General features: G+C 45.0%; 31 protein-coding genes. 18 read left to right on the top strand and 13 right to left on the bottom strand.

Annotation, left to right across the window (positions count from 1 at the left end):
* Positions 1-19: 19 nt before the first annotated feature.
* Positions 20-994, bottom strand: coding sequence for a tripartite tricarboxylate transporter substrate binding protein (locus tag ICE90_RS04805; RefSeq protein WP_215321786.1), 975 nt, complete (start codon positions 992-994; stop codon positions 20-22).
* A gap of 160 nt (positions 995-1,154) precedes the next feature.
* On the opposite strand from ICE90_RS04805, the gene ICE90_RS04810 reads away from it, so the two are divergent.
* Positions 1,155-1,343: a hypothetical protein gene (locus tag ICE90_RS04810; protein WP_028819023.1), complete on the top strand. Its 189-nt coding sequence runs from the start codon at positions 1,155-1,157 to the stop codon at positions 1,341-1,343.
* A gap of 81 nt (positions 1,344-1,424) precedes the next feature.
* On the opposite strand, the gene ICE90_RS04815 is transcribed toward ICE90_RS04810, so the two are convergent.
* Positions 1,425-1,718: a DUF1330 domain-containing protein gene (locus tag ICE90_RS04815; protein ID WP_251368529.1), complete on the bottom strand. Its 294-nt coding sequence runs from the start codon at positions 1,716-1,718 to the stop codon at positions 1,425-1,427.
* A gap of 57 nt (positions 1,719-1,775) precedes the next feature.
* On the opposite strand from ICE90_RS04815, the gene ICE90_RS04820 reads away from it, so the two are divergent.
* Complete coding sequence (locus ICE90_RS04820; RefSeq protein ID WP_215321787.1) at positions 1,776-2,045, top strand: cupin; 270 nt, start codon at positions 1,776-1,778, stop codon at positions 2,043-2,045.
* 25 nt (positions 2,046-2,070) lie between these two features.
* Positions 2,071-2,949, top strand: a complete 879-nt coding sequence (gene mmsB, locus ICE90_RS04825; RefSeq protein WP_216191188.1) for a 3-hydroxyisobutyrate dehydrogenase — start codon at positions 2,071-2,073, stop codon at positions 2,947-2,949.
* Between the two features lie 68 nt (positions 2,950-3,017).
* On the opposite strand, the gene ICE90_RS04830 is transcribed toward mmsB, so the two are convergent.
* The 4 genes from ICE90_RS04830 to ICE90_RS04845 form a co-directional block, all read right to left on the bottom strand.
* Positions 3,018-4,298, bottom strand: a complete 1,281-nt coding sequence (locus tag ICE90_RS04830; protein ID WP_216191190.1) for a DEAD/DEAH box helicase — start codon at positions 4,296-4,298, stop codon at positions 3,018-3,020.
* 135 nt (positions 4,299-4,433) lie between these two features.
* On the bottom strand, positions 4,434-5,012 hold the full coding sequence (locus tag ICE90_RS04835) for a hypothetical protein (RefSeq protein ID WP_216191192.1): 579 nt from the start codon (positions 5,010-5,012) through the stop codon (positions 4,434-4,436).
* A 20-nt stretch (positions 5,013-5,032) separates the two neighbouring features.
* Positions 5,033-5,467 (bottom strand): YbgC/FadM family acyl-CoA thioesterase, encoded by a 435-nt coding sequence (locus ICE90_RS04840; RefSeq protein WP_215321791.1) that lies wholly within the window; start codon positions 5,465-5,467, stop codon positions 5,033-5,035.
* A 12-nt stretch (positions 5,468-5,479) separates the two neighbouring features.
* Positions 5,480-5,911 (bottom strand): GNAT family N-acetyltransferase, encoded by a 432-nt coding sequence (locus ICE90_RS04845; RefSeq protein WP_251368530.1) that lies wholly within the window; start codon positions 5,909-5,911, stop codon positions 5,480-5,482.
* Positions 5,912-6,073: 162 nt separating this feature from the next.
* Between ICE90_RS04845 and ICE90_RS04850 the strand changes: the two genes are divergently transcribed.
* Positions 6,074-6,655 (top strand): hypothetical protein, encoded by a 582-nt coding sequence (locus ICE90_RS04850; protein ID WP_255533292.1) that lies wholly within the window; start codon positions 6,074-6,076, stop codon positions 6,653-6,655.
* 84 nt (positions 6,656-6,739) lie between these two features.
* Here the strand turns inward: ICE90_RS04850 and ICE90_RS04855 are convergent, their stop codons facing one another.
* Positions 6,740-7,564 carry a substrate-binding domain-containing protein gene (locus ICE90_RS04855; RefSeq protein ID WP_216191194.1) on the bottom strand — a complete coding sequence of 275 codons (825 nt, stop codon included), beginning with the start codon at positions 7,562-7,564 and terminating at the stop codon, positions 6,740-6,742.
* Positions 7,565-7,639: 75 nt separating this feature from the next.
* Here ICE90_RS04855 and ICE90_RS04860 point away from each other — a divergent pair, with 75 nt between their 5' ends.
* From ICE90_RS04860 to modA, 3 genes are all read left to right on the top strand, one after another.
* Positions 7,640-8,662: a substrate-binding domain-containing protein gene (locus ICE90_RS04860; protein ID WP_216191195.1), complete on the top strand. Its 1,023-nt coding sequence runs from the start codon at positions 7,640-7,642 to the stop codon at positions 8,660-8,662.
* Between the two features lie 51 nt (positions 8,663-8,713).
* Complete coding sequence (locus ICE90_RS04865) at positions 8,714-10,351, top strand: OFA family MFS transporter (RefSeq protein WP_215321794.1); 1,638 nt, start codon at positions 8,714-8,716, stop codon at positions 10,349-10,351.
* 72 nt (positions 10,352-10,423) lie between these two features.
* Positions 10,424-11,179, top strand: coding sequence for a molybdate ABC transporter substrate-binding protein (gene modA, locus ICE90_RS04870; RefSeq protein WP_216191197.1), 756 nt, complete (start codon positions 10,424-10,426; stop codon positions 11,177-11,179).
* 7 nt (positions 11,180-11,186) lie between these two features.
* Here the strand turns inward: modA and ICE90_RS04875 are convergent, their stop codons facing one another.
* The 3 genes from ICE90_RS04875 to ICE90_RS04885 all read right to left on the bottom strand — a co-directional run bounded on the left by ICE90_RS04875 (position 11,187) and on the right by ICE90_RS04885 (position 12,984).
* Complete coding sequence (locus ICE90_RS04875) at positions 11,187-11,813, bottom strand: FMN-binding negative transcriptional regulator (RefSeq protein WP_216191199.1); 627 nt, start codon at positions 11,811-11,813, stop codon at positions 11,187-11,189.
* 68 nt (positions 11,814-11,881) lie between these two features.
* Positions 11,882-12,640 carry a hypothetical protein gene (locus ICE90_RS04880; RefSeq protein WP_215321797.1) on the bottom strand — a complete coding sequence of 253 codons (759 nt, stop codon included), beginning with the start codon at positions 12,638-12,640 and terminating at the stop codon, positions 11,882-11,884.
* 2 nt (positions 12,641-12,642) lie between these two features.
* Positions 12,643-12,984 carry a cupredoxin domain-containing protein gene (locus ICE90_RS04885; RefSeq protein ID WP_216191201.1) on the bottom strand — a complete coding sequence of 114 codons (342 nt, stop codon included), beginning with the start codon at positions 12,982-12,984 and terminating at the stop codon, positions 12,643-12,645.
* Between the two features lie 91 nt (positions 12,985-13,075).
* On the opposite strand from ICE90_RS04885, the gene ICE90_RS04890 reads away from it, so the two are divergent.
* The 3 genes from ICE90_RS04890 to ICE90_RS04900 all read left to right on the top strand — a co-directional run bounded on the left by ICE90_RS04890 (position 13,076) and on the right by ICE90_RS04900 (position 16,368).
* A complete protein-coding gene (locus tag ICE90_RS04890; RefSeq protein WP_215359742.1) occupies positions 13,076-13,321 on the top strand; it encodes a FeoA family protein in 246 nt (81 codons plus the stop codon).
* Complete coding sequence (locus ICE90_RS04895; protein ID WP_216191203.1) at positions 13,314-15,227, top strand: ferrous iron transporter B; 1,914 nt, start codon at positions 13,314-13,316, stop codon at positions 15,225-15,227. Before ICE90_RS04890 ends, ICE90_RS04895 begins: the two co-directional genes overlap by 8 nt.
* A gap of 97 nt (positions 15,228-15,324) precedes the next feature.
* The gene (locus tag ICE90_RS04900) at positions 15,325-16,368 is read left to right on the top strand and encodes a fumarylacetoacetate hydrolase family protein (protein WP_216191204.1); all 1,044 of its coding nucleotides are present in this window, start codon (positions 15,325-15,327) and stop codon (positions 16,366-16,368) included.
* 93 nt (positions 16,369-16,461) lie between these two features.
* On the opposite strand, the gene ICE90_RS04905 is transcribed toward ICE90_RS04900, so the two are convergent.
* Complete coding sequence (locus ICE90_RS04905; RefSeq protein WP_216191206.1) at positions 16,462-17,349, bottom strand: fumarylacetoacetate hydrolase family protein; 888 nt, start codon at positions 17,347-17,349, stop codon at positions 16,462-16,464.
* A gap of 113 nt (positions 17,350-17,462) precedes the next feature.
* Between ICE90_RS04905 and ICE90_RS04910 the strand changes: the two genes are divergently transcribed.
* Genes ICE90_RS04910 through ICE90_RS04920 form a run of 3 tightly spaced genes read left to right on the top strand, consistent with a single transcriptional unit; the run spans position 17,463 to position 20,065 of the window.
* Positions 17,463-18,449: a tripartite tricarboxylate transporter substrate binding protein gene (locus ICE90_RS04910; protein ID WP_216191208.1), complete on the top strand. Its 987-nt coding sequence runs from the start codon at positions 17,463-17,465 to the stop codon at positions 18,447-18,449.
* On the top strand, positions 18,449-19,246 hold the full coding sequence (locus tag ICE90_RS04915; RefSeq protein WP_216191210.1) for a class II aldolase/adducin family protein: 798 nt from the start codon (positions 18,449-18,451) through the stop codon (positions 19,244-19,246). The genes ICE90_RS04910 and ICE90_RS04915 overlap by 1 nt, the downstream gene beginning before the upstream one ends.
* 21 nt (positions 19,247-19,267) lie before the next feature.
* Complete coding sequence (locus tag ICE90_RS04920) at positions 19,268-20,065, top strand: transporter (protein ID WP_215321804.1); 798 nt, start codon at positions 19,268-19,270, stop codon at positions 20,063-20,065.
* Positions 20,066-20,067: 2 nt separating this feature from the next.
* Here the strand turns inward: ICE90_RS04920 and ICE90_RS04925 are convergent, their stop codons facing one another.
* The gene (locus tag ICE90_RS04925; protein WP_215321805.1) at positions 20,068-21,069 is read right to left on the bottom strand and encodes a tripartite tricarboxylate transporter substrate binding protein; all 1,002 of its coding nucleotides are present in this window, start codon (positions 21,067-21,069) and stop codon (positions 20,068-20,070) included.
* A 106-nt stretch (positions 21,070-21,175) separates the two neighbouring features.
* On the opposite strand from ICE90_RS04925, the gene ICE90_RS04930 reads away from it, so the two are divergent.
* From ICE90_RS04930 to ICE90_RS04940, 3 genes are read left to right on the top strand one after another with little or no spacing between them, the layout of a single operon-like run.
* Positions 21,176-21,457: a SemiSWEET transporter gene (locus ICE90_RS04930; protein ID WP_215321806.1), complete on the top strand. Its 282-nt coding sequence runs from the start codon at positions 21,176-21,178 to the stop codon at positions 21,455-21,457.
* Between the two features lie 35 nt (positions 21,458-21,492).
* Positions 21,493-22,185, top strand: coding sequence for a fumarylacetoacetate hydrolase family protein (locus ICE90_RS04935; RefSeq protein WP_216191212.1), 693 nt, complete (start codon positions 21,493-21,495; stop codon positions 22,183-22,185).
* A gap of 21 nt (positions 22,186-22,206) precedes the next feature.
* A complete protein-coding gene (locus tag ICE90_RS04940) occupies positions 22,207-23,256 on the top strand; it encodes an alpha/beta fold hydrolase (RefSeq protein WP_216191215.1) in 1,050 nt (349 codons plus the stop codon).
* A 14-nt stretch (positions 23,257-23,270) separates the two neighbouring features.
* Here the strand turns inward: ICE90_RS04940 and ICE90_RS04945 are convergent, their stop codons facing one another.
* Positions 23,271-24,050 (bottom strand): enoyl-CoA hydratase/isomerase family protein, encoded by a 780-nt coding sequence (locus ICE90_RS04945; protein ID WP_216191217.1) that lies wholly within the window; start codon positions 24,048-24,050, stop codon positions 23,271-23,273.
* Between the two features lie 87 nt (positions 24,051-24,137).
* Between ICE90_RS04945 and ICE90_RS04950 the strand changes: the two genes are divergently transcribed.
* Complete coding sequence (locus tag ICE90_RS04950) at positions 24,138-24,296, top strand: DUF5993 family protein (protein WP_158009030.1); 159 nt, start codon at positions 24,138-24,140, stop codon at positions 24,294-24,296.
* Between the two features lie 6 nt (positions 24,297-24,302).
* Entirely contained in the window at positions 24,303-24,866 is a 564-nt protein-coding gene (locus ICE90_RS04955; protein WP_216191219.1) for a disulfide bond formation protein B, read from the top strand.
* The last annotated feature ends 23 nt before the right edge of the window (positions 24,867-24,889 follow it).

The following is a 24,889-nucleotide window of genomic DNA, read 5'->3' on the forward strand; positions in this document are numbered from 1 at the left end:
TTAATTGAATGATTATCTTTTAGTCTAACTTGGCGCCAGATTTTTTGACTACCTCACCCCAGCGCACAACTTCTTGATTGATATAGGCAGCCAGTTCAGGACGCGTCATTTTTGGTACGCTTGCGCCCATAGATGCCCAGCGTTCCTTAATATCAGGAGAGGCAAGTGCTATTTGTGTTTCTGCGCTCATCTTGTCAACGATGTCTTTGGGTGTTCCCTTGATTGCCCACAGAGCATACCAACTTGATACAATGAAATTAGAGATCCCTAGTTCTTGAGCGGTTGGCACATTTGGAAACGCATCCACTCTTTTGGAGGTTGCAACCGCAACCGCAATAAGCTGCCCATTCTTAATGAATGGTGCTGCACCTGCCAAGGTATCAAACATCATGTCCACTTGACCGGCGACAAGGTCTTGAAGGGCTGGCCCAGTTCCACGATAAGGAATGTGGGTGATAAATAATTTGTTCTGTAACTTAAATAGCTCACCTGTTAAATGCTGCGAAGTCCCATTGCCTGTAGAGGCGTAGTTATATTTTCCTGGATGCTTACGAATCTCTTCCATGATAGATTTCAAATCATTTTTTGGAAACTTGTTTGGGTTTACAACAATGACATGAGGAACGCTACCAATGATCGCGACTGGCTCAAAATCTTTGGTGATGTCATATGAGAGGTTGGTATACATGCTTGGGGCAATAGAGTGATGCACTGCACCAAGAAGCCAGGTATAGCCGTCCGGCGCCATTTTTGCTGCAACTGCAGCACCCAGGGTTCCACCTGCACCACCTCGGTTATCAACCACGATGGCGTCATTCAGTTGGGTTGAAAGCTGCTTTGCTAAGGGGCGCCCAAAAGCGTCCACAGCCCCACCTGGTGGGAAGGGGTTAATAAAAGTAATTGGCTTGTTGGGGCTTGGCCAAGAGCTGGTTTGGGCATTTGCTGAGAGTCCAATTAGGCTGCCAATAAGCAATAGAAGGAAATTTCTAATCATTTTTTGTCTCTAGTTTATTTATAGTATTTGTAGGGCTATTTTGGCTGAAGCCGCCAATATAAGAGTTATCCCTGATTTAGGGGGCGATTTTCTATGGTTTTTATAGGGATATACTGAGCCGGCTGTCGGTATAAATATTCATTTGTTAATAGGAGACGAGATGTCACAACACGATACATTGTTGGCTGCTTTTGAAACATACAAAGCTGAAAACGAAAAATTCATTGAAAAAGGTATTAAGGCATCTGCTGCTCGCGCACGTAAGGCCTTGCAAGAAATCGCCGGTGCCTGCAAAGAGCGCCGCAAAGAAATCACTGCCGCTAAAGAGGCAATGGAAGCTAAGAAGTAATTCTCACTCCGGACTGATTGATAAGCCTAGCTTTTGCGAGCTAGGCTTTTTTATTAGTGACTTGCACTTACAGTACTTTGCTTAAATAGCAATGCTAAACAAAGTTAGTTTCATTGCTTTGCTACGAATAGGAACGAGCATTTGATATTCGGGGCTATTGGCCCAAGCATGAACGTCTTGCGCGTTGGGAAACTCGAGCTCCACAAAAGATCTGAAGGACGCAATTCCTAATTCATTCCAGAATAATTCTACAACTGAGCCACGGTTCTTGATAGAGCCCTTGTAGAGCTCAACCGTTTGCCCAACTTGAGAACGGTATTGCTCAAAAGCGCTTTGATCCATTAACTCCATCAGCCCAATGACCTTCACCATCATGACTCCTCATATAGATTACCTAATGCTAAGAGAGTATATCCACGCTATAGTTAGGTCATGAATACAGAGCAATTTCAACGGTTACTTGAGCAGGAAGGATTTCCTGAGCCGGTAGAGGTTGAGCAAGCCCCCAATAGTCAGCTTAGTAATCACGAGCATCTATTTGAAGTAAGGGCGCTAGTGATTCAAGGCAGTATCGATATCACTATTCATGGAAAGAGTAGGACCTACCAGGCTGGTGATGTGTTTGAGTTGGGATTTAAAGAGGTGCATTCCGAGTCATATGGGCCTGAGGGGGTGAAATACCTAGCCTCTAGAAAACAATAAACAATATTAAGAAATTGAGAGTGATATGAAAATCGGATTTATTGGACTTGGCAATATGGGCTTACCAATGGCCCTGAACTTATTAAAAGCAGGACACCAAGTTACAGGTTTCGATTTGGTAAAGAATCAGCTTGATGTTTTTGCAGCTGCAGGAGGTAGCGTTGCAGCAAATGCAAACGACACTGCAAAAGATGTCGATGTTTTGATCAGCATGCTGCCCGCCTCTCGTCATGTGGAGGGCTTATATCTTGGTGATGCCGGTTTGTTGGCAAGCGCGAATCCTAAAACATTGCTCATTGATTGCTCAACGATTTCGCCAAAGGTAGCTCAAATAGCTGCCGCTGCCGCCAAAGCAAAAGGCTTTGCCATGATTGATGCGCCAGTCTCGGGCGGAACTGCAGGTGCGCAAGCGGGTACTTTAACGTTTATGGTCGGTGGCGAAACGAGTGCAGTGGAGTGCGCACGTCCTATATTAGAAAAGATGGGCAAGAATATCTTTCATGCTGGCGGCAATGGGGCGGGGCAGACCGTTAAAGTTTGTAACAACATGATGTTGGGCATTCAGATGCTGGGAACAAGTGAGGCGCTGCGATTAGGCATCGCAAATGGCCTAGACCCCAAAGTTCTATCTGACATCATGTCTAAGAGTTCAGGGCGAAACTGGGCTTTGGAGCTTTATAACCCATGTCCAGGCGTCATGGAAAATGTCCCATCCTCAAAAGGTTATGCTGGTGGTTTTGGTGTAGATCTCATGCTCAAAGACATGGGGCTGGCAGTTGAGAATGCGGAAGATCTGGATGCTAGTGTTCCCCTTGGGAAATTAGCGCAACAACTCTATGAGAGTCACAGCAAAGCCGGTAATGGCCAACTGGATTTCTCAAGCGTCTTTAATTTAAAAAAATAAATTAAAGACGCTCCGTAGCCCAGACAGATCAACTCTGGAGGGTCTCAAAATCCTAATTGCAGCTTGGTTTAGCGGTTAAAGCTTCTTTTAGGTGGGCCACTACGCTTGGCAGGAGTCTTCTTCGCTGGAGCTCCAACTGTTCCGGCAGGTCTTGGCTTGCGAGATTGCTGGTGTTGCTGACTACGCAGCTGAATCGGTTGCGCCACGGCATTTGGATCTGGTTCAAATCCAGCAATCACTTCTTGAGGCAACTTTTGCTTAATCAGTTTTTCAATATCTCTGAGCATTTGATGCTCATCAACGCACACCAGGGAAACTGCTACGCCATTTGAACCTGCGCGACCAGTACGCCCAATACGATGGACATAATCTTCAGAAACGTTTGGAAGGTCATAGTTCACTACGTGAGGGAGTTGGTCAATATCAATACCGCGTGCAGCAATATCGGTGGCAACCAATGCGGTTAACTTACCTGCCTTGAAATCAGCTAAGGCTTTAGTACGAGCAGATTGGCTTTTATTGCCATGAATGGCCATACTCGTAATGCCATCCTTTTCTAATTGGGTAACTAACTTATTCGCGCCATGCTTAGTGCGGGTAAAAACTAGTACTTGCTTCCAGTCGTTAGTCTTAATGAGATGGGCTAGCAGGGGATGCTTGTTGGTTCTATCTACTGGATGAATCAATTGGGCAATTGCTTCATTGGCGCTATTGCTACGAGCTACCTCAATCAACTCGGGCGAATTGAGTAAGCCATCTGCTAATTGCTTAATTTCGGTAGAGAATGTTGCTGAGAACAAAAGATTCTGGCGCTTTTTAGGTAAGGCAGCCAAGATCTTTTTAATGTCTCGTAAGAAGCCCATGTCTAACATACGATCGGCTTCATCTAATACGAGAATCTCAATATCGTTGAGTGATACGCAATTTTGTGACATGAGATCAAGCAGTCGACCTGGCGTAGCTACCAATATATCGAGACCGCCAGCAATGGCTTTGATTTGCGGATTAGCGCCAACTCCGCCAAAAATCACAGTGGATTTCAAGCCGGTATATTTTCCATAAGTCACAACAGACTCTTGGACTTGGGCGGCTAACTCGCGAGTGGGAGTCAAAATGAGAACTCGTAATAATCTTTTGCCGCTAGATTTAGGGGTGCTGCTTAAACGTTGCAGAATTGGAAGCGTAAAGCCAGCTGTTTTTCCTGTGCCGGTTTGAGCGGCAGCCAAAAGATCGCCACCTTTTAGGACGGCAGGAATCGATTTTGCTTGAATTGGGGTAGGGCTGGTGTAGCCTTCTTCAGCAATAGCGCGAAGAATGGGTTCTGATAAACCAAGATCTGTAAATAACATAGGGGCCAATAAAGTATTGACCCGTATTCAATTAAACGACTATCCCGGTCAATGGGGTGAGCTGCCACGCTGGAGCGTTTGCAGTAAGAATCTCTATTTTAAGTCATCAACCTCAAAAGCTCGGTAATTAGAGAATTACGCTGGATTCCAGAGATTTGGCATGACAGTATTGGCATAACCGGAGACGAATGACTTTTCTGCACCGGTTTCAGGGTTAAATACCGAGCGATGAATGCGGCCGATATTGCCACCATACACGTGAATGCTGATTGAAGTTTTGTCGTGCAAACTATTCTCGACCACATGAATGTCGTGAGTATCTGGTGATACGGTATCAACGTGCCCGGGCAGGCTGACACATGCATTGCCTGCTTTGAAGCTGGAATCTGCTTGGCGATAGTAGGGTGTGCCGGTTTCTTGACCGCGCAACTGACCTATCATTCCCCAAACGGTGTGATTATGCAAAGGCGTTTTTTGTCCGGGGCCCCACACAAAACTCACTACAGAGAATCGATCCAATGGGTCTGCATAGAGAAGATATTGCTGGTAGTACTGCGGGTGCGGTTTAGTGAACTCTTCTGGCAACCAATCATCCACTGCAATCAGCTTCTCTAATATTTTCTTGCCTTCAGTAAAAACGATCTCTTCACTTGGCTTTTTCTCGAGTAGCAAACTGAGTTCTTGAATAAAGGTCAGTAATTTTCCGTCAGACATTTTTTGCTCCATTACATACATCACTCATCTTGGAATACACAATCAGGCCATGCCTTAGGTTTGAGTGTGTTGGTATCAACGCAAACGATATGCAGCAAGGCGCTCGCAATAATTTGGAATTCTTCGCTGTCATGAAGCTTTCTTTGCGCAGTCTGTTTAACGCTCACCTGGGTGCGGCCGCGATGTTCAATCACTTGGTCTATGTAAAGCAAGTCATCTAGACGCCCTGGTTTATAGAAGTTCATTGTGAGTTCGCGCAACGGCATCACCATATTAAATTCATTCTCGAGTTTGGTAGGGCTTAAGCCTTTTTGAGCAAGCCACTCTGCACGGCTGCGTTCAAAAATCTCTAGATAACGTCCGTGATAGACAAAACCTGCTGCATCTGTATCTGAGTAACAGACTCGATGGGTATAGATAAAGGCGCTGGTATTTAGATTGGTGTTAGAGGTCATCGGTTATTAAATTTATTTTGACAATACAAGAATCATATTACGATGAGCAATACCAGCCTCATCATAGGTGGGCCCCTGTACCTGAAAGCCTAGTTTTTGATAGAAAGGGATGGCGGCTACTTGGGAGTGCAAAACGATAGACTCTGCCCTTTGAGATTTAGCGAGGTCAATCAGCTTTTCCAGGATCTTCCTTCCAATTCCCTGATTTCTAAATTGCGTCAAGACAGCCATACGTCCAATTTGGGATCGCCCGCCACCCAGATCCACCAGTCTTCCAGTGCCAATACAATGTGACTCCAGATAGGCTAGGGCATGAGCGGCAGAAGGGTCGAATTCATCCAATTCAAGCTCGGCTGGGACTCTTTGCTCTAGGATAAAGACCTCTTGGCGCACCCAAAAGGCGTCTACTTCAGCCTCTTTCCACGGTTTTATTAGTATTTCCAAGATGCCCAGTGCCTCCAAATGCTGTTTCCATCCAATTTACCAAATAAAGGTAAATATGAGCACAGTTCGAAGCTGTACAAAAAGCGCCTCATTCCATGGTTACAATGAATTGTGGCTCTGGATTGAGCCCATTCGTAACCTTTTACTCAATTAGGAGTTATCTTGAAGAAATCTTTATTAGCTGGTTTATTTGCTGCAGTTGGCATTACCTTTGCAAGCTCTGTTTTTGCACAGCTTCCTGCAAAGATGTTGCCTTTAGCTGCGGACGTTGTCGTTTTGAGTGCAACTGTTGATTCAGTAGATGCAAAGAAGCGCATTGTTGTATTGAAAGATGCTAACGGTAATTTGGCGCAGATGAACGTCGCTAAGTCAGTAAATGATTTAGATAAAGTTAAAAAGGGCGACGTATTCTTGGTTGAGCATGCTCAAGCGGTTGCGGTTGGCTTGACTGCTGTTGGTAAAGGTCAAAAACCAGGCGTCTCAGGTGTGCGTTCTGTAGTGATCGCCGGCAAAGGCGCTACTAAGCCTTTTGAGGAGACAGCAGAAACTGTTTATGCAACTGTAAAGATCTCAACCATTGATCAAAAGACACGTATCGTAAGCTTCACATTACCAAGTGGCGAGAAGCAAAAAGTTAAAGTAGATCCAGCTGTTTTGGGCCTTGAGAAATTCAAAGCTGGTGATGACGTCATGGTTGAGTTTGTTGACGACACAGCAATTGGCTTCGTAACACCAAAGAAATAATCAATACTAAGTAGCCTATAACTGGTCAGTAGGACGGTTGTAAAAAAGCCCGCAAATGCGGGCTTTTTGTTTGATGCGGCTAGATTATTTTTTAGCGTTCGGAAAGAAAAGTTGCTCGCCATCAATCTTGTAGCTAGCAATAACATCTTGACCATTTTTCGAAATGAGCCAATCAATAAATTCTTGACCCTGTGCTTTTTTCACATGAGGGAACTTAGCTGGATTAACCAACATCACACCATATTGATTGAATAGCTTTGGATCGCCTTGCACAAGGATCACGAGGTCACCACGATTCTTAAAGCTGAGCCAAGTAGCGCGATCGGCCAAAATATAGCCATTCATTGCAGAAGCAGTATTCAGAGCAGGCCCCATACCAGAGCCTGTTTCTTTGTACCAAGACTGATTGGAAGAGGGGGTGATGCCTGCACCTTTCCAGTAGCGAAGCTCTGCAGCATGTGTACCGCTTTTATCTGCACGTGATACAAAAGGAGCTTGTGCAGTAGCAATTTTTTGGAGTGCAACTTGAATATCCTTACCACCAGCAATTTTTGCTGGATCTGATTTAGGTCCAAGGAGTACGAAATCGTTGTACATCACTTCGTAGCGTTTAGTTGAAAAGCCTTCTTCAACAAACTTCTCTTCAGCAGGTTTGTCATGAACAAACACCACGTCTGCATCACCACGGTGGCCAATATCTAGTGCCTGCCCAGTTCCAACAGCCACAACCTTAACTTCAATACCAGTCTTCATCTTAAAGATAGGGAGCATGTAATTGAAGAGGCCAGATTGCTCTGTGGAGGTAGTGGATGAGACCACAATACTTTTTTCTTGGGCGAAAGCCTGTGAGCCGTTGAGGGCAATGGCCGTTAGGGTCGCTAGAAGTAGGTTGCGGATTGATTTTTTCATAGGCGTGCACTGAGTAATTTATTAAGGTAATATCATCGCATAATTATTATCACTTGAATATGCAATCAATTACATATGCAAATTGAAGTTAGACCAACCTTAGTATTAAATAATCAAGCCAAAGGCGGGGTCCCTATTGATTTGGTTTGGCTGTCTCAGCTGTTAAGGGATATCGGTCGCGGTAACTCGTTAATTTCAGCAAGTAAAAAATCCAGCACCTCTTATCGAAGCGCCTGGGGCAAGATGAATGATGTGGAAGCTGCGCTTGGCATGCCACTCATTACGAGGACTAAAGGACATGGCTCAAAGTTAACAAAACTCGGCGAGTTTTTAATTGAGTTTATTGATGAGATGCAAGCGGGGTATGTTGAGCATGGAAGCGCATATCAAGATACCTTACTTAAAGAAATTAAAAAGATTCAAAAGACTGATAGTAGAAAATGGAAGTTTCTCTCTAGCAGTGATTCCATCATTCAAAGGGCCGCCGCAGAGATTAAAGGCTTCGATTTGAAGATTGCTGGTTCGGGAGAGTCCCTTGAAAAGCTTCTGAGTAACGAAGCTCATATTGCCGGATACCATGTATCAGATGAGCGAAGCTCAAAGGCTATTCATCATCGCTTGTCAAAAAATGATATTCAAATATATCCTGTGATGAAGCGCACACAAGGCTTGCTGGTAAAAAAAGGAAACCCCCTCCGCATCTCTGCTCTCTATGATTTGGTGAATCCAAAAATTCGCTTTATTAATCGTCAGATCGGCTCTGGCACAAGACTACTACTTGATGGTCTGCTGATAGAGGAGGGTATTGATCCTTCTGAAGTGAATGGCTATCTGCATGAAGAGTTCACTCATTCAGCGGTTGCGAATGCTATTTTGGCCGACAAGGCTGATGTAGGTTTGGGCGTGAAAAATATTGCTATTGAAAATGGTTTGGGGTTTATACCGCTTAAAGATGAGTTATTTTTCATCGCCATGCATAGGGAGATGGTTGCTCAATCAGAGGCCTCCAAATTAATCAGGAAGATAAGAAGCTATTCGGGAGATACGCCTGGATATAAGGCTGTAGGCCTTAATCGACAAATTGAGGGTTGGTTGTAACGTAAAGAAGTAGCTACTGTGTAGTAAATATAACTATAAATAGGAGGCAACATGTTTCATCTATTAGATAAAGAAAGAACGATTGCAGGGCCAGGCTTTAATCGCTGGCTTGTGCCACCGGCGGCGTTAGCTATTCACCTGTGTATTGGTATGGCGTATGGCTTCTCAGTGTTCTGGTTACCGCTATCTAAGGCATTGGGTGTTTCACTAGGCGGTACTGAGGCAATTAAATGTGCTGCCGATGTTGGCTTCTTTGCGCAACTTTTCACAACTACTTGTGACTGGCAAATTTCGACCTTAGGTTGGATGTATACATTATTTTTCGTGTTCCTTGGTATCTCTGCTGCTATTTGGGGCGGCTGGTTAGAGCGCGCGGGTCCACGCAAAGCGGGTGTTGTAGCGGCTTGTTGTTGGGCTGGTGGCATGCTCTTTTCTGCCTGGGGTATTTATCTCCATCAATTCTGGATGATGATTCTCGGCTCAGGTGTGATTGGAGGTATCGGCTTGGGGCTGGGCTACATCTCACCAGTTTCAACCTTGATTAAGTGGTTCCCAGACCGTCGCGGAATGGCAACTGGCATGGCCATTATGGGCTTTGGCGGTGGCGCAATGATTGGCTCACCATTGGCTGCAATGCTCATGAAGAACTTTGCAACGCCTACTAGTGTCGGTGTGGCACAAACATTCGTGGTGATGGGTGTGATCTATTTCATCTACATGATGATTGGCGCAATGAGCTATCGCGTGCCGGCGAGCGATTGGAAGCCTGCTGGTTGGACACCTCCTGTTGCTGATACATCTAAGGCGATGATCACTACACGCAGCGTTAGTGTTAAGAAAATCTGGGGTATTCCTCAATTTTGGTTGGTTTGGATTGTGCTAACTATGAACGTTTCTGCTGGCATTGGTGTGATTGGCATGGCATCTCCAATGCTCCAAGAAATTTTTGCTGGTAGCTTAATTGGTAATGCATTGAAATTTGGCGAGCTCGATAAGGGTCAGTTAGTGGCGATTGCTGGTATTGCCGCTGGCTTTACTGCGCTGCTGAGCTTGTTTAATATTGTCGGCCGTTTCTTCTGGGCCAGCTTGTCAGATAAGTTGGGTCGTAAATTAACTTACAGCATATTTTTCATATTAGGTGGGGTGTTGTATTTCAGCATTCCCTCTAGTGCTGCTGCAGGTAGTTTGGTTCTCTTCGTTGGTGCCTTCTGCATTATCTTAAGTATGTATGGTGGAGCCTTTGCTACTGTCCCTGCTTATCTTGCTGACTTGTTTGGTACTCAAAACGTAGGCGCAATTCATGGTCGATTGTTAACTGCTTGGTCTACAGCAGGTATCCTGGGTCCAGTGATTGTGAACTACATGCGTGACTATCAACTAAGTCTTGGAATTGCGAAGAGTCAGGTGTACAACCAGACGATGTACATCCTTGTAGGTATGTTAGTTATCGGCTTGATTGCTAATTTGATGATTCGCCCAGTTGCAGATAAGTGGTTTATGACTGATGCTGAATTAGCAGAAGAAAAGCGTCTTGCCCATGAAAAGGCAATGGGATCGATTGTTAAAGGGGAAGCTGGCCATGAGCATACCTCTACTTTGACAGTCATTTTGGCGTGGGCATTTGTAGGCATACCACTTGCTTGGGGTGTCTATAAAACCTTCTTAAGCGCTTTAAAGTTGCTTGGTTGATCAGGTTTCTAAGCATCGATAACCACCCTTCGGGGTGGTTTTTTATTTCTATCCGCTAGAATTAACTCAATCATGTTTATTCGCCCGATTTCCCTATTCGCATCGCTGCTTTTATTTACCAATCTTGCCTTTGCGCAGACCTCAACTGTTGCCGTTGCTGCCAATATGAAAGATGCTTTTAACGAGATTATGGTTGCCTTTAAGGCTAGCGGTAAAGCAGAGATGAGAGTGGTCTATGGCTCATCCGGTAACTTCGCGGCGCAAATCATGAGCGGCGCTCCATTCAATCTTTTTATTGCGGCAGATGAGCATTTTCCGTTGGAGCTATTTAAGAATGGTAAGACGGTAGATGAGGGCGCTACATATGCGATTGGTAAGCTTGCCTTAATTGCCAAAACCTCATCTGGGATTCGTTTGGCTGACAGCAAGACAGAAATTGCTCGGGCAATTGCACAAACAAACAAAGTGGCAATTGCTAAGCCAGAGCTCGCTCCTTATGGTAAAGCTGCGGTTGATTATCTCAAGGCAGAAGGCCTATGGGATCTGGCTAAAGACAAGCTTGTCTATGGAGACAACATTGGCGTAGCTACAACATATGTGGTGAGCGGTGCGGCAGATATTGGTTTTACTGCCTTATCTTTGGCCAAATCTCCAGAGGTCGCAAAAGAAACTAGCCTCCTTTTGGTCGACGCTAAGTTATACGAGCCCATTAAGCAGCGCATGGTGCTAATAAAAGGTGCGCCCCAAGAATCAGTGGATATGTATCGCTTTATGCAGGGACCCCAAGCCAAATCCATTTTGCAAAGGTATGGATACATCACACCTTAGTAGCTAATTACTTGGGTGCTCTCATGTACTTCAGCATCTCTTGTAAAGCTTCTTGCGGCGACTTCTCTAGTTGCTCTACTACTGCGTCATAGTCTTCGGCCGGCCGGTTCTGGCTTAGCTTGAATTTACCAACCAAACTACCGACCTCAATCTCGATGCCAATGATGGCCTTGAGCATCATTTGCACGTATTCTTCTGGGGCGTCGTCTAACTTCCAGTTAGATTGATAGGTTGGTTCGTGAATGTTGGTCATTTGCGATACATGACTTCTTAGCCACTGTGCATCCTCAATCAACTTAATGCTACCTTCTGCATGAACCGCAGCATAGTTCCATGTAGGCACCACTTTCCCACTCTCTTGTTTTGATGGATACCAAGATGGGGTTACATACGCATTCGGTCCATTAAAGATTGCTGTAACTGATGTGTTGCTGCTGCTCGCCACCCTAACAAGCGGATTCATTTTGGCGACATGTCCATAAAGCTTGGTTTTATCTGGGCTCAACATGAGGGGTAGGTGATTGATTTCAAAATGGCTATCCAGATTCGCAACAATAGTCGCCAATGGATATTCAGAAATCAGCTGGGCTAATACCGCTTGATCTTCAACTAAAAAATGTTTTGGTATGTACATAAGAGGCTAGGCAGAATGGGTAAAAGGTTGTATTTAATAAGAACATAGCAGAGATTGAGCTCTTGTTCTTAAAATTCGTACTCCACCTGCATTCTGATGGTGTTTTTTGGTGATGCGGTGGTGGTTCCCCAGAGGTAGGCTACGTTGTATTTCAAAGCTTCCTTGCGGCCCAGTTTGGTTTTCCCAAAAATGGCTGGCCCCGCACTAGATTGTTGCTGTTCATTGGTGTTCCAGTTATTAACCTGTCCTAGCCATGAGTAGATCTGAGCTCCAAGCTCCAGCTCTGGCTGAAGGCGATACTTCACCTGGCCCTGGTAGCCGAAATAAGTACCCTGATTTTCAGTGCCCGTGTAGTGTCCTTGCATCAAGACGTTGAGATTGGCGACCCACTTTTTCCATTCACTTTGAAATAAGAAGCCGTATTTGGCCTCATACCCTTCATTGCGATTTTGAGGACGTTCTAACTCAAGCAAGAAGCCGATGTCTACTGGGTATTTTCCAGTTTCTGTTAGTTGAAATTTATTCTCCCATTCCACCGCATCAAATTGAGAGTTAGTACCATCCCAAGTGACTTTTCCATAAATCTCAGTGAACCACCAGGAGTTCACGCCATAACCGAAACCAATAGAAGCGCCTGATTGTCTATTGTCTTCACCGCTTCTGGGAGTCTGGGTTCCAAACTTGGTATCGATCTCTCTTTCGCCCTCTTCCACTCTTGGGGTGTAGATGTAATCTGCTGGCCCACTTAAGTACTCTCCAGCATGAACCAATGCACTGGCTGAGAGAAGGGCAAGGCAACATAAGCCTTGCATTAAATTATTTCTCATTATCATTTAACCCTTACTACGCCTTGAGCGGTTTCAGGGCTAAATTCACCTTCAAATTTATAGATGCCAGGACTTAAAGGTCCGATGTAGAAAGAGGCCTTGCTTTTGGCCTTGATTAACACCTCTCTGTTGAGGTCATAACTTTCAAATTCCTCTGGAGTGTCATCTAGATTTTCAATAGTAAGCTTTACTTTGGTATCGGCGGGGATATCAATTTCTGATGGAGAAAAGCGCCCATTTTTAATTGAAATCTGGATATCTTTGCTTGCTGCAATGGAGATATTTGTCAAATTTAACAACAAGAAAATACTGATAAGTGTATGTTTTAAATAGTTATTTTTCATAAGTTCAGGTATATATTAATGAGAACCATTCTCAAGTATAAGGTATATAATGAGAATCGTTCCTATTTATTGATAAAAGTGACAATCCTCCATGCATTTGGACCAGGTTGATTTGGAAGTTCTTTACCGAGTGAGCGCGGTTAACGCGCCTAAGGGTGCCCCTCAAATTAAAGGGCAGCTGGAAGACATTGGGTTTTTACCTGGTGAGCAGGTGACTGTTCTGCGTAAAGGTTTGCTTGGTAAGGGTCCATATATGGTTCGCGTCGGAGCCTCCACATTCGCGTTACGTCAAGCAGAAGCACGCATGATCACGGTCGATGCCATTTCACATGTCTGAATCTAAAGTTCACTTTTTCTCGAGTGAGTCACTCGTAGCTTTATTGGGTAATCCCAATTGTGGCAAAACGGCATTATTCAATTTGTTGACTGGCAGTCGTCAAAAGGTAGCGAACTATTCAGGTGTTACTGTTGAGCGCAAAGAAGGGCGCCTATCTCTTGAGTCTGGCAAAAATATCCGCATACTGGATTTACCTGGCGCCTATAGCTTGTATCCAAGATCCTTGGATGAGCGCGTGACCTGCAATGTTCTCCTTGGTCGAGCCGAAGGTGAAAAGCGTCCCGACCTTGTCATTTGCGTGTTGAGCGCCATGAACCTGCGTCGCAACTTGCGCTTGGTACTTGCTGCAAAGCGCTTGGGGCTGCCTTGTATCGTGGTGCTCAATATGCTTGATATTGCTAAGCGTCAAGGCTTGCATATAGACACTGCTGCACTTTCAAGTGAATTGGGTTTGCCGGTGCTCACTAGCATTGGTATTCAATCTGATGGCGCTGATGAAATCAAGCATTTCTTATCGAATCTGGACTGGCGTAATCTCAATGGATTGCGCACAGGTACTAGTGATGCGACCTTAGAGAATGTCGCTTCTCATATTGCCCATACTGAATCTGACAATATTCAAGTTCAACGAATTCTGCAAAACCTCAAGCTAGATCAAATCATTCCCGATCAATTGAGCGATCGCTTAGATGCCGTATTACTTCATCCAGTTTTTGGCCCCATCATTTTGGTGGCCTTACTCTTTTGTATTTTTCAGGCCGTATTTAGTTGGGCTACGGTACCCATGGACCTGATTAAATCCGCAGTAGACTTTCTGGGTGCTCAGATCATTGAAGTATTGCCCAATGGATGGCTGCGTAGTTTGTTAATCAATGGAATTTTGGCAGGTTTAGGTGGTGTGGTGATTTTCTTGCCGCAAATTCTAATTTTGTTCTTCTTTATTCTTTTGCTAGAAGAGTCGGGTTATCTTCCAAGGGCTGCCTATCTACTAGATAGGGTAATGGGCTCTGTTGGCTTATCAGGTAGATCCTTCATTCCACTCCTTTCCAGCTTTGCTTGTGCCATCCCCGGAATTATGGCCACCCGAAGCATCTCTAATGCGCGCGATCGCATGGTGACGATTCTGATTGCACCCATGATGACTTGTTCTGCACGTCTGCCGGTATATGCCTTATTGATCTCAGCATTCATTCCAGAGCAAAAGCTATGGGCGGGTATTGATTTGCAAGGCTTGGTTTTATTCTTACTTTATCTCGCTGGAATTTTGGGTGCGATGGCGGTTGCCTGGATTCTGAAGCGCTTTACGAGTGAGCAATTTAGGATGAACGCGCTCATGATGGAGTTGCCTAGCTATCACTTGCCTCGCTTAGGAAATTTAGCTATTAGCTTGTGGCAAAGAGCAGAAATCTTTTTGCGCCGTGTTGGCGGAATTATTTTGCTGATGACTATTGGTTTGTGGGTGTTATCTAGCTTTCCGTTCCCGTCTGAGGGTGCAACAGGATCGCCGATTCAATACAGCTTTGCTGGAATGATGGGTCAGGCCTTAGCACATGTGTTTTCACCAATTGGATTTAACTGGCAAATCAGCATTGCTTTAGTACCCGGCATGGCGGCTCGCGAGGTTGTAGTGAGTTCGTTGGCAACGGTATATGCATTGTCGAGCTCGAGCGTCGATGCGGCTGATGCACTAATCCCTTTAATCTCCAATGGCTGGTCTTTAGCTACGGCTTTATCTCTATTGGCTTGGTTTGTATTTGCCCCCCAGTGCTTATCTACCATTGCTGCAGTAAAGCGCGAGACGGGTGGCTGGAAGATTCCGATCATCATGCTGAGCTACTTATTTGGCTTGGCCTATATCGCCTCCTTTATTACCTATCACTTAGCTATTTATCTGGGTCTGGGTTAAGCCTGCTGACATTTATATTTGCTGCGGCACCGCATAAAAGGGTGCGGTAGTATTCCTTTTGTAGTTAAAAAATAGATAACAACACAAGGAGATATAGATGAGTTCACGTCGCCAATTTATGAAGACTGCTTCAGCTGCTGGGGCCGGTTTAGTAGCTGCCTCTACTATGGGTGTAATGAAGGAGGCTTCAGCTCATCCCACCTCAGTATGGGGAGGGGAGGTTTACACCGGTCCACGTGAGATGGTGAAAAACAGCAAAATTCTCTCGATCCAAAATGCGGATGGAACAGAAACCTTGGGTGTGGTTAACCCAAAAGGTGTTATCGATATTCGTGCTGTAGCTAAGAAAATGAGGATTGCAGCACCGACTACCTTGGATCAATTATTGCAAGAGGGTAATGCTGCGGGATTTAATAAGGTAGTAGCAAGCGCCGATAAATCTGGCGTGCCTTACTTAAAGGAATCCGACATCACTTTCGGGCGCCTGTTTAAAAACCCTGGAAAGATTGTTTGCGTTGGCTTAAATTACCGTGCGCATGCGGATGAGGTTGGTATGGCTCACCCACGTGTACCGCCGCTATTCAATAAGTACAACAATAGTCTTACGGCTCACAACTGTTTATTGCAAATTCCACCGCCATCAGTTTCTTATAAGCTAGATTATGAAACTGAGCTGTTGATTGTTGTCGGCAAGCAGATGCGCAATGTTCCCGAATCGGCTGCTTTGGATTATGTGGCAGGTTATTGCACCTCAAATGATTTCTCATCACGTGATTTGCAGCTGGAATTGCCGAGTGGGCAATGGATGATTGGCAAGACCTTAGACCAATATGCACCAATTGGACCTTATTTTGTTACTTCTGACTTAGTAGGTGATCCTAATAAGCTTCAGGTAAAGACTTGGGTTAATGGCGAGTTACGTCAGAACTCAAATACTTCCGACTTCATTCATAACACTCAAAAAATATTGTCTTACATCAGCACCTACTGGACATTAGAGCCGGGAGATATTGTTTTCACTGGTACACCGCAAGGCGTTATTGCTGGTATGCCAAAAGACAAGCAGGTATGGCTGAAGAAGGGCGATAAGATCGTAAGTTCAGTAGAAAAACTCGGAGATTTAAAGTTCACTTTGGCTTGATCACTACAGAGTTTGTTTATCTAAAAGAAAGCCACCCGAGGGTGGCTTTTCTTCTGCTCAAGTAGCTTGTTTAGAGGGCTAATAAATGCTTTTTTATTCAGCAATAAAAGTGTTCTCAAGCTTTCCAATACCACCCATCTCAACAACGACAACATCTCCGTTTACTAAGTACTTGGGAGGTTTAAAGCCAATGCCAACGCCGACTGGAGTTCCGGTGGCGATCAAGTCTCCTGGGTAGAGGGTGATGCCTGCAGAGACCGTAGCGATCATATTGGGGATGTCAAAAATCAGATCTTTAGTATTGGAGTTTTGGCGTAATTCACCATTGACCCAGCACTTGACTGGGATATTTTCAGCATCGACTTCATCTGCTGTAACGACCCAAGGACCCATAGGGCAGAAGGTATCAAAGCTTTTTCCTAAAAACCATTGCTTATGTCTTTGCTGCCAATCGCGCGCCGTCACATCATTGATGGCGGTATAACCCCAGACGTGTTTCATAGCATCTGCTTCGCTAATGCCCTTGCCGCCTTTGCCAATCACAATCGTGAGTTCCGCTTCGTAATCGATGCAGCTGGATACAGCAGTGGGGATAATGACGTTAGTATTGGGTCCGGTTACAGACTCGGGTGGCTTCGTGAAGAAGATTGCATGGCTTGGAATATCTTCCCCAGGTTTAGCGCTGCCATCAAATCCGCTGTTGGAAAATTCTTTAGCGTGCTCATGATAATTTTTACCGACGCAGAAAATATTGCGACGCGGTCTAGGTACAGGAGCGAGTAGACGGATGTCGCTAAACGCATGCGTGGAAATAGGTTTTGGGAGCTTGCCTGCGAGGTCAGATTTGAGAATGGCAACAATGCCATCTTCACTAACGTCAACGCCCAAATCGAGCTCTTGAACTGTCGTGCCATCAGCAGACACAATTCCAACGCGAGTTTTTGTAGGTTCTTTGGCTAAAACAAATGCGGCATATCTCATGTTTACTGTCTCCGGCTGGGGTTTTGTCTACGTTAACCCCTGTTTATTGTGATGAATCTTGTAGTAGGATAAAGAGTATAAATAATAACTAATTTACGTATTTGAGACAAAAAATGAGACAAAAATATTCATTTGCTACTACCTTAGTCTTTTTATGTGCTTGCTTGGCCTCTCAGGGGGCTATTGCTCAAGCACCAGAAGCCTGGCCTACAAAGCCCATCACTATGGTTGTGCCATTTCCGCCGGGTGGCGTTGCTGATACTGTTGGTAGGCCGGTGGCAGAGGCACTTTCTCGTAGCTTGGGTCAGCCAGTGATTGTGGAAAATAAAGCTGGGGCTGGCGGTGGCATTGGCATGGCAGCAGTAGCCAGAGCAAAGCCTGACGGCTACACGATTTTGATGGCCCTATCGTCTATTTCAATTATTCCAGAGGCAGATAAAGTAGTGGGAAGAGAGCAATCTTTTCAGCTTAACCAACTCAAGCCGATCGCTCGCTTTACAGCGGACCCAACAGTGTTAGTAGTGAGGGCGGATAGCCCATGGAAAGATTACAAATCTTTTGTGGCAGCAATGCGAGCCAATCCCGGTAAATACAATTTTGGATCGTCGGGTAATTACGGCACGATGCATGTACCAATGGAGATGCTCAAGTCTTCAGAGAAGTTCTACATGGTGCATATTCCGTATACAGGTGCAGGGCCAGCGATTGTGGGTTTATTGGGCGGCCAAGTGGATGCGATTGCTACTGGACCTTCTTCAATCGTTCAGCAAATTAAGGCGGGCAAAGTACGTGCATTGGCCCATTGGGGTGATGGCAGATTAGCTAGCATGCCTGAGGTGCCTAGCTTTAAAGAGATGGGAGTGAAAGTGGAGTTCTCGCAATGGGCCGGTTTATTTGTGCCCAGCGCAACCCCTGACTACATCACCAATAAGCTCCGTGAGGCTGCTAAACAAGCTGCGAATGATGAGCGGGTACGCACTGTGATCAATGGAGCAGGAAGTCCAATTCAATATATGGATGCGCCTGAATTTAAGACCTACTGGGATAAGGAATCTACTCAGATGGGTGAGGTTGTGAGAAAAATTGGCAAAGTTGAATAATGAAAAAACAATTCCTTTCTTCTTTTCTGATTCTGCTTTTTTCCCAAGCACTTGCTGCAACTGTTCAGGAACAGATGGATCAAAATCCAGCTGTGAAAACGGCGATTGAAGAGCTTGTTCTTGCCAATCATATTTTGTATGACCAAAATGCAGTAGATGGTTATGGGCATATTAGTGTTCGTAGCCCAATCAATCCCAACACCTTCTTTTTGGCAAGAAGTGTTGCGCCATCTGTTGTCAAAGCTGAAGACATCATGGAATTTGATATGAATGGCAAGGCCTTAAATGGTGATACGCGAGTAGCTTATGGCGAACGCTTTATTCATAGTGGCATTCTGAAAAATCGCCCCGATATTAATTCAGTTATTCATGGCCATGCTGCACCTATCCTACCTTACGGCTTAACAGGCACAACACTCAAGCCCGTCTATCACATGAGTGCCTTTTTGGGTGAGGGTGCACCGGTTTTCGAAATCCGAAATTTTGCTAAGCCCAATCCCGATACGGATATGTTTGTTAGCAATGGAGATTTGGGTGATGCTTTATCTAAAACTATGGGTTTGCAATATTTTGTTTTGATGCGTGGCCACGGATATGCTGCAGGAGCAGACTCCATTAAGAAAGCGGTCTTTAGAACAGTGTATGCAATTCAGAATGCGAGTATTCAGTCTGAAGCAATGAAGATGGGGCAGGTGCAGTACCTGAGTCCTGGTGAGGCTATCGCTTCGCAGGAAACAATTGAGAAAACCATTGGACGCCCATGGCAGCTTTGGAGTGAGCGCGTCAAAAAACCCTAATCCTTGTTAAACTCACGCATCATGCAGATGCAAGCTTACCCCCTCAAGAAAGCACTCATTCAGGGGTTGCTATTAACCGCATTAATCCTCTCGCCATCTATCAGTATGGCGGTTCTGCAGGATGAAATTCAGGTCTACGATGACGAAATTAATGCCAAGGGTGAAGCTAGCCTAGAGGTGCATTTAAACAGTACTCCCCGAGGTATTCAAACCCCTTCCTATCCAGGAGAGGTAATGAACAACAATGGTGTGCGGGTGACCCCAGAGTTTGCTTATGGCTTAGGTCATGATTTAGAGGCAGGCTTATATATCTCTTATGTGAACTACGACAACAAATTTCAATATGCAGCAACGAAATTGCGTATGAAATGGTTGCCAATACGCGAAGATAAGGGCGACTCTTTTTTCGCAGGTGCCAATCTAGAGTTAGCTAACGTGCAACCGCAGTTTGATGAATCTAGATACAACAGTGAAATGCGTTTCATTGTCGGTAAGCATTTTGATGAGTGGCTTTTCTCATTTAATCCGATTGTGGATATGCCGCTTTCACAGCCCTACGTACATCAGTCACCTTATTTTTCCACGGCAACTCGCTTATCTAGAGAGGTAACACCTGAGTTAGCGCTTGGGGTAGAGTATTACTCCAACCTGAATCAACTTGGTCAGCCCATCAATTACCAAAATACCCAGCAATTGGGTTTCTTGATGATGTACTACGAAGGCAAACCACTTTCTTTTCAGGCTGGGGTAGGTAAGGGCTTCTCTAACAGTACGGATTCATTAACGCTGAAAGCGATTTTTTCCATTCCATTAAATTAGCCTTAATCAGGCTTGATATTGGCGTCTTTAATAACCTTGCTCCACATGGTCATTTCCCGTGTAATGCGCTTGCTGGAATCTGCGGGCGAGAGATAGTTCACGTATACGCCTGCTGCCAACATACGATCTTGCACTTCAGGGCGCTGCAAAATAACCTTGATGTCTGCGCTGAGTTTATCGATGATGGGCTTAGGAGTTCCTGCTGGAGCCAAAATACCAAACATACTTACTACATCAAAGTTAGGCAAGCCCGTGGCTTCAGTGACGGTTGGTACATCCGGCAATTGACTAATCCGTTTAGCGGTTGTCACGGCTAAAGGCCTTAACTGACCGGCTTGAATAAATTGCAGAGCTGCTGGTACGGTTTCAGACATCGTAAGCACTTGACCGCCTACTAGATCAGTCATAGCGGGGCCGCTACCTTTATAGGGTACGTGTAATAAATCTAAACCCAGTTGATAGCGAAACATTTCCATCGCAAGACGTTGTGGTGCACCAGCTCCAGATGATGCGAACGTGAGTTTGCCTGGGTTCGCTTTTGCGTAGGCAATGAACTCTTTCATATTCTTGACGGGGACTGAAGGGTTCACTACAAAAACCAGAGGCACTACTCCTACCACGTCCACTGGTGTGAAATCTTTTTCAAGGTTGTATCGAATCTTATCTTTATCAAGATTCGCGTTGATAGAGTGTGAAGTAAGGGCACCCATTAAGAGCGTATAGCCATCAGCAGGAGATTTTGCAACCATATCCGCACCAATATTGCCGCTATCGCCTGCGCGATTATCAGGAACTACCTGCTGGTTGAGTGACTTGGAGAGTTCTTGCGCCATGATGCGTCCAATCACATCAGTTGCACCACCTGGTGGATATGGAATGACCAACTTAATAGGCTTGTCAGGATAATTTTTAATGGCAGAGCTATTAGTTTGCGCTAGCAGTGGAGCGGTGATCAGACTACTGCAAAGTAGTAGGCCAAAGCCTCGAATTAGATGTTGTCTCATTTTGTATTTTTAATGGTGGGTTGAGTTACGATTTTCTATTATCTACAGATTAAAAATTCATGCGCTGCGTCAATGAACTGTAAATTTCTCTTATTACAATGAAGAAATGAACCTAGAGCCTCACCAAATAGAGATTATTGGATATTGCGCTGCATTCTTGACTACCGTAGCCTTTTTGCCCCAGGCGATACAGTCTTGGCGCACCAGAGACCTATCAGGCATCTCCTTGGGGATGTATTCCTTATTTACGGTGGGAGTGGGTTTGTGGCTGGTTTACGGCCTCATTATTGAAAAGTGGCCCCTCATCTTAGCCAATGCACTCACTTTTGCCTTGGCACTCAGCATCCTATTATTGAAATTGCGTCATACTTCTAAACATCAGAAATAAAGCACCCATTCATCAAAATTCCCAGAAAGGTTTTTATGTCTTCAGCATTTGTGATTGATCCACCATCAGTGATTTCATTGCCTGTGACTGGCGATACTCGTCGCTTTGCCGTGAATCGCATTTATTGCGTTGGTAGAAACTATGCAGATCATGCGCGTGAGATGGGTCATGATCCTGATCGTGAGCCACCATTCTTCTTTATGAAGCCTGCTAATTCAATTGTGACTGATGGCAAAGACATGGCTTACCCAAATTTATCAAAGGATGTTCACCATGAAATTGAAATGGTGGTCGCTATTGGTAAAGGCGGCGCAAATATTCTCGCAGAAAAAGCTTTAGAGCATGTCTATGGTTACGGAGTTGGTCTGGATATGACTCGGCGCGATCTTCAAGGTGATGCTAAGAAGATGGGGCGCCCTTGGGATACCGGCAAAGCATTTGATCAATCCGCCCCTTGCGGTGAGATCACGCCAGCTAGTCAGTGTGGTCATCCTGCTAAAGGCGCCGTTAAGCTCTTGGTGAATGGTGAAGTTCGTCAAGAGGGCGATCTCAATCAGTTGATTTGGAACGTTCCTGACACGATTGCTTATTTATCCACTCTATTTACTTTAGAGCCAGGCGACTTAATTTTCTCCGGTACGCCAGCAGGTGTTGGCCCAGTGAAAAAAGGGGATGTGCTCGAGGGTAGCGTTGCCGGTTTACCAAACTTAAAAACAAAAATTCTCTAAATCAAAAAGAAGATCTGATTGATGACAAGTTTTCTCAAGAAAGTTTTGCTGATTGGTGCAATGTTAGCTGCACCTATTTTTTTGGTTTCATGCGCCAGTACTGAGAAGACCTCGTCAACTCCGCCTGCCAGTCTTTATGCCGATGCGGCTCCTTTAGATTTACGGATCAGCAAATGGTCTTACCCGTACCCACTCAAAGAATTTAAAACTTCTTTACAAGGGGAGGCAGCAAGCATGATGTATATGGATGTTGCTGCCTTAGGTAAGCAAAAGGGTGTAGTGGTGTTATTTCATGGCAAGAATTTCTCCAGTGATTATTGGTCCTTCACTATTGCGGGCCTTTCAAAGGCCGGCTATCGTGTGATTGCTCCTGATCAGATTGGCTTTGGTAAGTCTTCTAAGCCAGATGTGGCATACCACTTTGATGATTTAGCTGCTAATACGCAAGACTTACTGAAGTCCCTCAATATCAAGCAGGTTTCAGTCATAGCCAACTCAATGGGCGGTATGGTGGGCATTCGTTTTTCCCGACTTTATCCGCAGACTGTCCAAAAGCTTGTGCTGGAGAACCCTTTAGGACTTGAGAACTACAGCAAAGACATCCCTCCGCAGAGGAATGATGATTTGCTCAAGCTAGAGATGGCTCAAACGGAAGTGAGCTATCGCCGCTTTCTGCAAAGTTATTTCCCAAATTGGCAACCTGCTTATGAAAAGTTTGTAGAGGTCTATGTGCGCGTACAAAAAGGTCCAGACTATCCGGCCTATGCAAAGACTTCAGTGCTGACATACCAAATGATTGCTGAAAAACCAGTAGTCAATGATTTGCCTCAATTAAAGATGCCAGTGTTATTGGTGATTGGCCAAAATGACCGTACGGTATTTGGTCGACGCTTTGCGCCACCAGAGGCTGTAAAGTCATTAGGTAACTTTCCTGAGTTAGGTAAGAAAGCGCAAGCAGCTATTCCGAATGCAAAGCTAGTGCCAGTTGAAAATGTGGGGCACGTACCTCACGTTGAGGTGCCCGATCAGTTCCTGAAAATCGTGGTGGAGTTTTTAAACTCTAAAGGCTAGTCCAACAGTCTTACTTATTTCCCAATCCACTGAGGTGGACGACCTTCCAAGAAGGCGTTCACACCCTCTCTAAAGTCCTTGCTGTTATAGGTTTCTCGCATCAGATCTGTGCAGTCTGGAAGATTGTTTTGAAGTAAGTGTGCCAATGTCAGTTTGCTGGCTTTTTGCGTAATAGGAGCAAGGGTTGCTAATTTTTGAGCGAGCAAATTGGTAACAGATTTGATTTCTGCAGACTCTGCCGTTTGATAGAGGTAGCCTGAGGCTAATAATTCCGGCGCCTTCATGAGTTCCGCAGTCAGAAGCATCTTCTTCACTGTTGGAGCTCCTAGGTGAGCTGCAAGCCAAGACAAATTGCTTGGCGATAAACAATTTCCTAAGGTCTTGGCTACTGGTATACCGAAACGTGCATCCGGCGTCGAGATCCGAAAGTCGCAGAAAGTTGCCATCAATAAACCGCTACCTACAGCCAAACCTTCGATCATGGCAATAGTCGGCATGGGTAGTTGTTGCAGCGAGGAGAAAATATAATCGACTGCAACTTCATATGCCTCATCCTCTTTGAGGTCGATAAACTGCTGAATGTCACTTCCAGAGACAAATGCTTTATCTCCTGCCCCTCGAAAAATGACGACTCGAATTTCAGGATTGTTAGCCAGGGAGTCGCAAATCCTTTTGAGTTCTTCATACATTGGCCAAGTCAGCGCATTACGCGCAGCGGGGTTATTAAAGGTAACCCATGCCACATTCCCATCAATCTGTAGATCTAAGCAGGGCGGGGTGGAGCTAGTAGTCATGAGCCCATTTTAAACAAAAGACCTTTCCCCAAGCCCTGAATATGCAGAATTGACCACAAGCAAAGTGTCCTGCGCTAGAATTCCCTTATGTATATGTTTCTACCTTTCCTGACAGCTTTTATCGGACTTGTCTTAGTCTGGTTTGAGAAGCGTCTTGCAGGTTTGACAGTTTTGGCGATTACCGTTGCCATTCTTCTGGTTTGGTTCCGTTTTCATGCAACTGACCATCTCAATATCAGTCTGTAATTGATTGTGAGCAAACATTCTCTACCTTCCTTGGCTGCACTTGGTAATCAGCTTGCATTGCTAGCTGTTGTCGGCATGTTGTCATATGCCTTTGTAGATCAACTCTACTTTGGTGAGCTGCCTTGTCCTTTGTGTTTAATGCAGCGCGTTGGATTTGTGGTTATTGGTTTTGCTTTGGTTCTGAATATTCGTTCTGGCGCTTATTCATCTCACTACGGATGGGGCATTATTGGGGGCCTGGTTGGAATGATGGTTTCTCTTCGTCAGGTCTTCTTGCATATTCTGCCGGGCGACAAAGGATTTGGAAAAACATTTTTAGAGTTGCATTTTTATACTTGGGCTTATGTTGGGTATACCGGTTTGTTAATGGGCCTAGCAATTCTCTTAATGCTACCTAATCGTGAGGTCCGCTCACGCTCATGGTTTGCTAATGCACTTGTGATTGCTTTCATTCTCTTGGTTTTGGGCAATCTCGTATCTACACTCTTGGAGTGCGGTATCGGCCCCTGCGCTGATGACCCAGTGAAGTATGAGGGCTGGTTGTGGCTACGCTCTCGCTTTGGTTTCTAATATAGACCGCCTGATCTAGTTTT

The sequence above is a fragment of the Polynucleobacter sp. AP-RePozz3-80-G7 genome (assembly GCF_018882145.1).
Classification (GTDB): Bacteria; Pseudomonadota; Gammaproteobacteria; order Burkholderiales; family Burkholderiaceae; genus Polynucleobacter.

What these genes read in the sequence shown, in the direction of transcription:
- ICE90_RS04805 (WP_215321786.1), bottom strand. Translation starts at nt 994, where the DNA reads ATGATTAGAAATTTCCTTCTATTGCTTATTGGCAGCCTAATTGGACTC.
- ICE90_RS04810 (WP_028819023.1), top strand. Translation starts at nt 1,155, where the DNA reads ATGTCACAACACGATACATTGTTGGCTGCTTTTGAAACATACAAAGCT.
- ICE90_RS04815 (WP_251368529.1), bottom strand. Translation starts at nt 1,718, where the DNA reads ATGATGGTGAAGGTCATTGGGCTGATGGAGTTAATGGATCAAAGCGCT.
- ICE90_RS04820 (WP_215321787.1), top strand. Translation starts at nt 1,776, where the DNA reads ATGAATACAGAGCAATTTCAACGGTTACTTGAGCAGGAAGGATTTCCT.
- mmsB (WP_216191188.1), top strand. Translation starts at nt 2,071, where the DNA reads ATGAAAATCGGATTTATTGGACTTGGCAATATGGGCTTACCAATGGCC.
- ICE90_RS04830 (WP_216191190.1), bottom strand. Translation starts at nt 4,298, where the DNA reads ATGTTATTTACAGATCTTGGTTTATCAGAACCCATTCTTCGCGCTATT.
- ICE90_RS04835 (WP_216191192.1), bottom strand. Translation starts at nt 5,012, where the DNA reads ATGTCTGACGGAAAATTACTGACCTTTATTCAAGAACTCAGTTTGCTA.
- ICE90_RS04840 (WP_215321791.1), bottom strand. Translation starts at nt 5,467, where the DNA reads ATGACCTCTAACACCAATCTAAATACCAGCGCCTTTATCTATACCCAT.
- ICE90_RS04855 (WP_216191194.1), bottom strand. Translation starts at nt 7,564, where the DNA reads ATGAAAAAATCAATCCGCAACCTACTTCTAGCGACCCTAACGGCCATT.
- ICE90_RS04860 (WP_216191195.1), top strand. Translation starts at nt 7,640, where the DNA reads ATGCAAATTGAAGTTAGACCAACCTTAGTATTAAATAATCAAGCCAAA.
- ICE90_RS04865 (WP_215321794.1), top strand. Translation starts at nt 8,714, where the DNA reads ATGTTTCATCTATTAGATAAAGAAAGAACGATTGCAGGGCCAGGCTTT.
- modA (WP_216191197.1), top strand. Translation starts at nt 10,424, where the DNA reads ATGTTTATTCGCCCGATTTCCCTATTCGCATCGCTGCTTTTATTTACC.
- ICE90_RS04875 (WP_216191199.1), bottom strand. Translation starts at nt 11,813, where the DNA reads ATGTACATACCAAAACATTTTTTAGTTGAAGATCAAGCGGTATTAGCC.
- ICE90_RS04880 (WP_215321797.1), bottom strand. Translation starts at nt 12,640, where the DNA reads ATGAGAAATAATTTAATGCAAGGCTTATGTTGCCTTGCCCTTCTCTCA.
- ICE90_RS04885 (WP_216191201.1), bottom strand. Translation starts at nt 12,984, where the DNA reads ATGAAAAATAACTATTTAAAACATACACTTATCAGTATTTTCTTGTTG.
- ICE90_RS04890 (WP_215359742.1), top strand. Translation starts at nt 13,076, where the DNA reads ATGCATTTGGACCAGGTTGATTTGGAAGTTCTTTACCGAGTGAGCGCG.
- ICE90_RS04895 (WP_216191203.1), top strand. Translation starts at nt 13,314, where the DNA reads ATGTCTGAATCTAAAGTTCACTTTTTCTCGAGTGAGTCACTCGTAGCT.
- ICE90_RS04900 (WP_216191204.1), top strand. Translation starts at nt 15,325, where the DNA reads ATGAGTTCACGTCGCCAATTTATGAAGACTGCTTCAGCTGCTGGGGCC.
- ICE90_RS04905 (WP_216191206.1), bottom strand. Translation starts at nt 17,349, where the DNA reads ATGAGATATGCCGCATTTGTTTTAGCCAAAGAACCTACAAAAACTCGC.
- ICE90_RS04910 (WP_216191208.1), top strand. Translation starts at nt 17,463, where the DNA reads ATGAGACAAAAATATTCATTTGCTACTACCTTAGTCTTTTTATGTGCT.
- ICE90_RS04915 (WP_216191210.1), top strand. Translation starts at nt 18,449, where the DNA reads ATGAAAAAACAATTCCTTTCTTCTTTTCTGATTCTGCTTTTTTCCCAA.
- ICE90_RS04920 (WP_215321804.1), top strand. Translation starts at nt 19,268, where the DNA reads ATGCAGATGCAAGCTTACCCCCTCAAGAAAGCACTCATTCAGGGGTTG.
- ICE90_RS04925 (WP_215321805.1), bottom strand. Translation starts at nt 21,069, where the DNA reads ATGAGACAACATCTAATTCGAGGCTTTGGCCTACTACTTTGCAGTAGT.
- ICE90_RS04930 (WP_215321806.1), top strand. Translation starts at nt 21,176, where the DNA reads ATGAACCTAGAGCCTCACCAAATAGAGATTATTGGATATTGCGCTGCA.
- ICE90_RS04935 (WP_216191212.1), top strand. Translation starts at nt 21,493, where the DNA reads ATGTCTTCAGCATTTGTGATTGATCCACCATCAGTGATTTCATTGCCT.
- ICE90_RS04940 (WP_216191215.1), top strand. Translation starts at nt 22,207, where the DNA reads ATGACAAGTTTTCTCAAGAAAGTTTTGCTGATTGGTGCAATGTTAGCT.
- ICE90_RS04945 (WP_216191217.1), bottom strand. Translation starts at nt 24,050, where the DNA reads ATGACTACTAGCTCCACCCCGCCCTGCTTAGATCTACAGATTGATGGG.
- ICE90_RS04950 (WP_158009030.1), top strand. Translation starts at nt 24,138, where the DNA reads ATGTATATGTTTCTACCTTTCCTGACAGCTTTTATCGGACTTGTCTTA.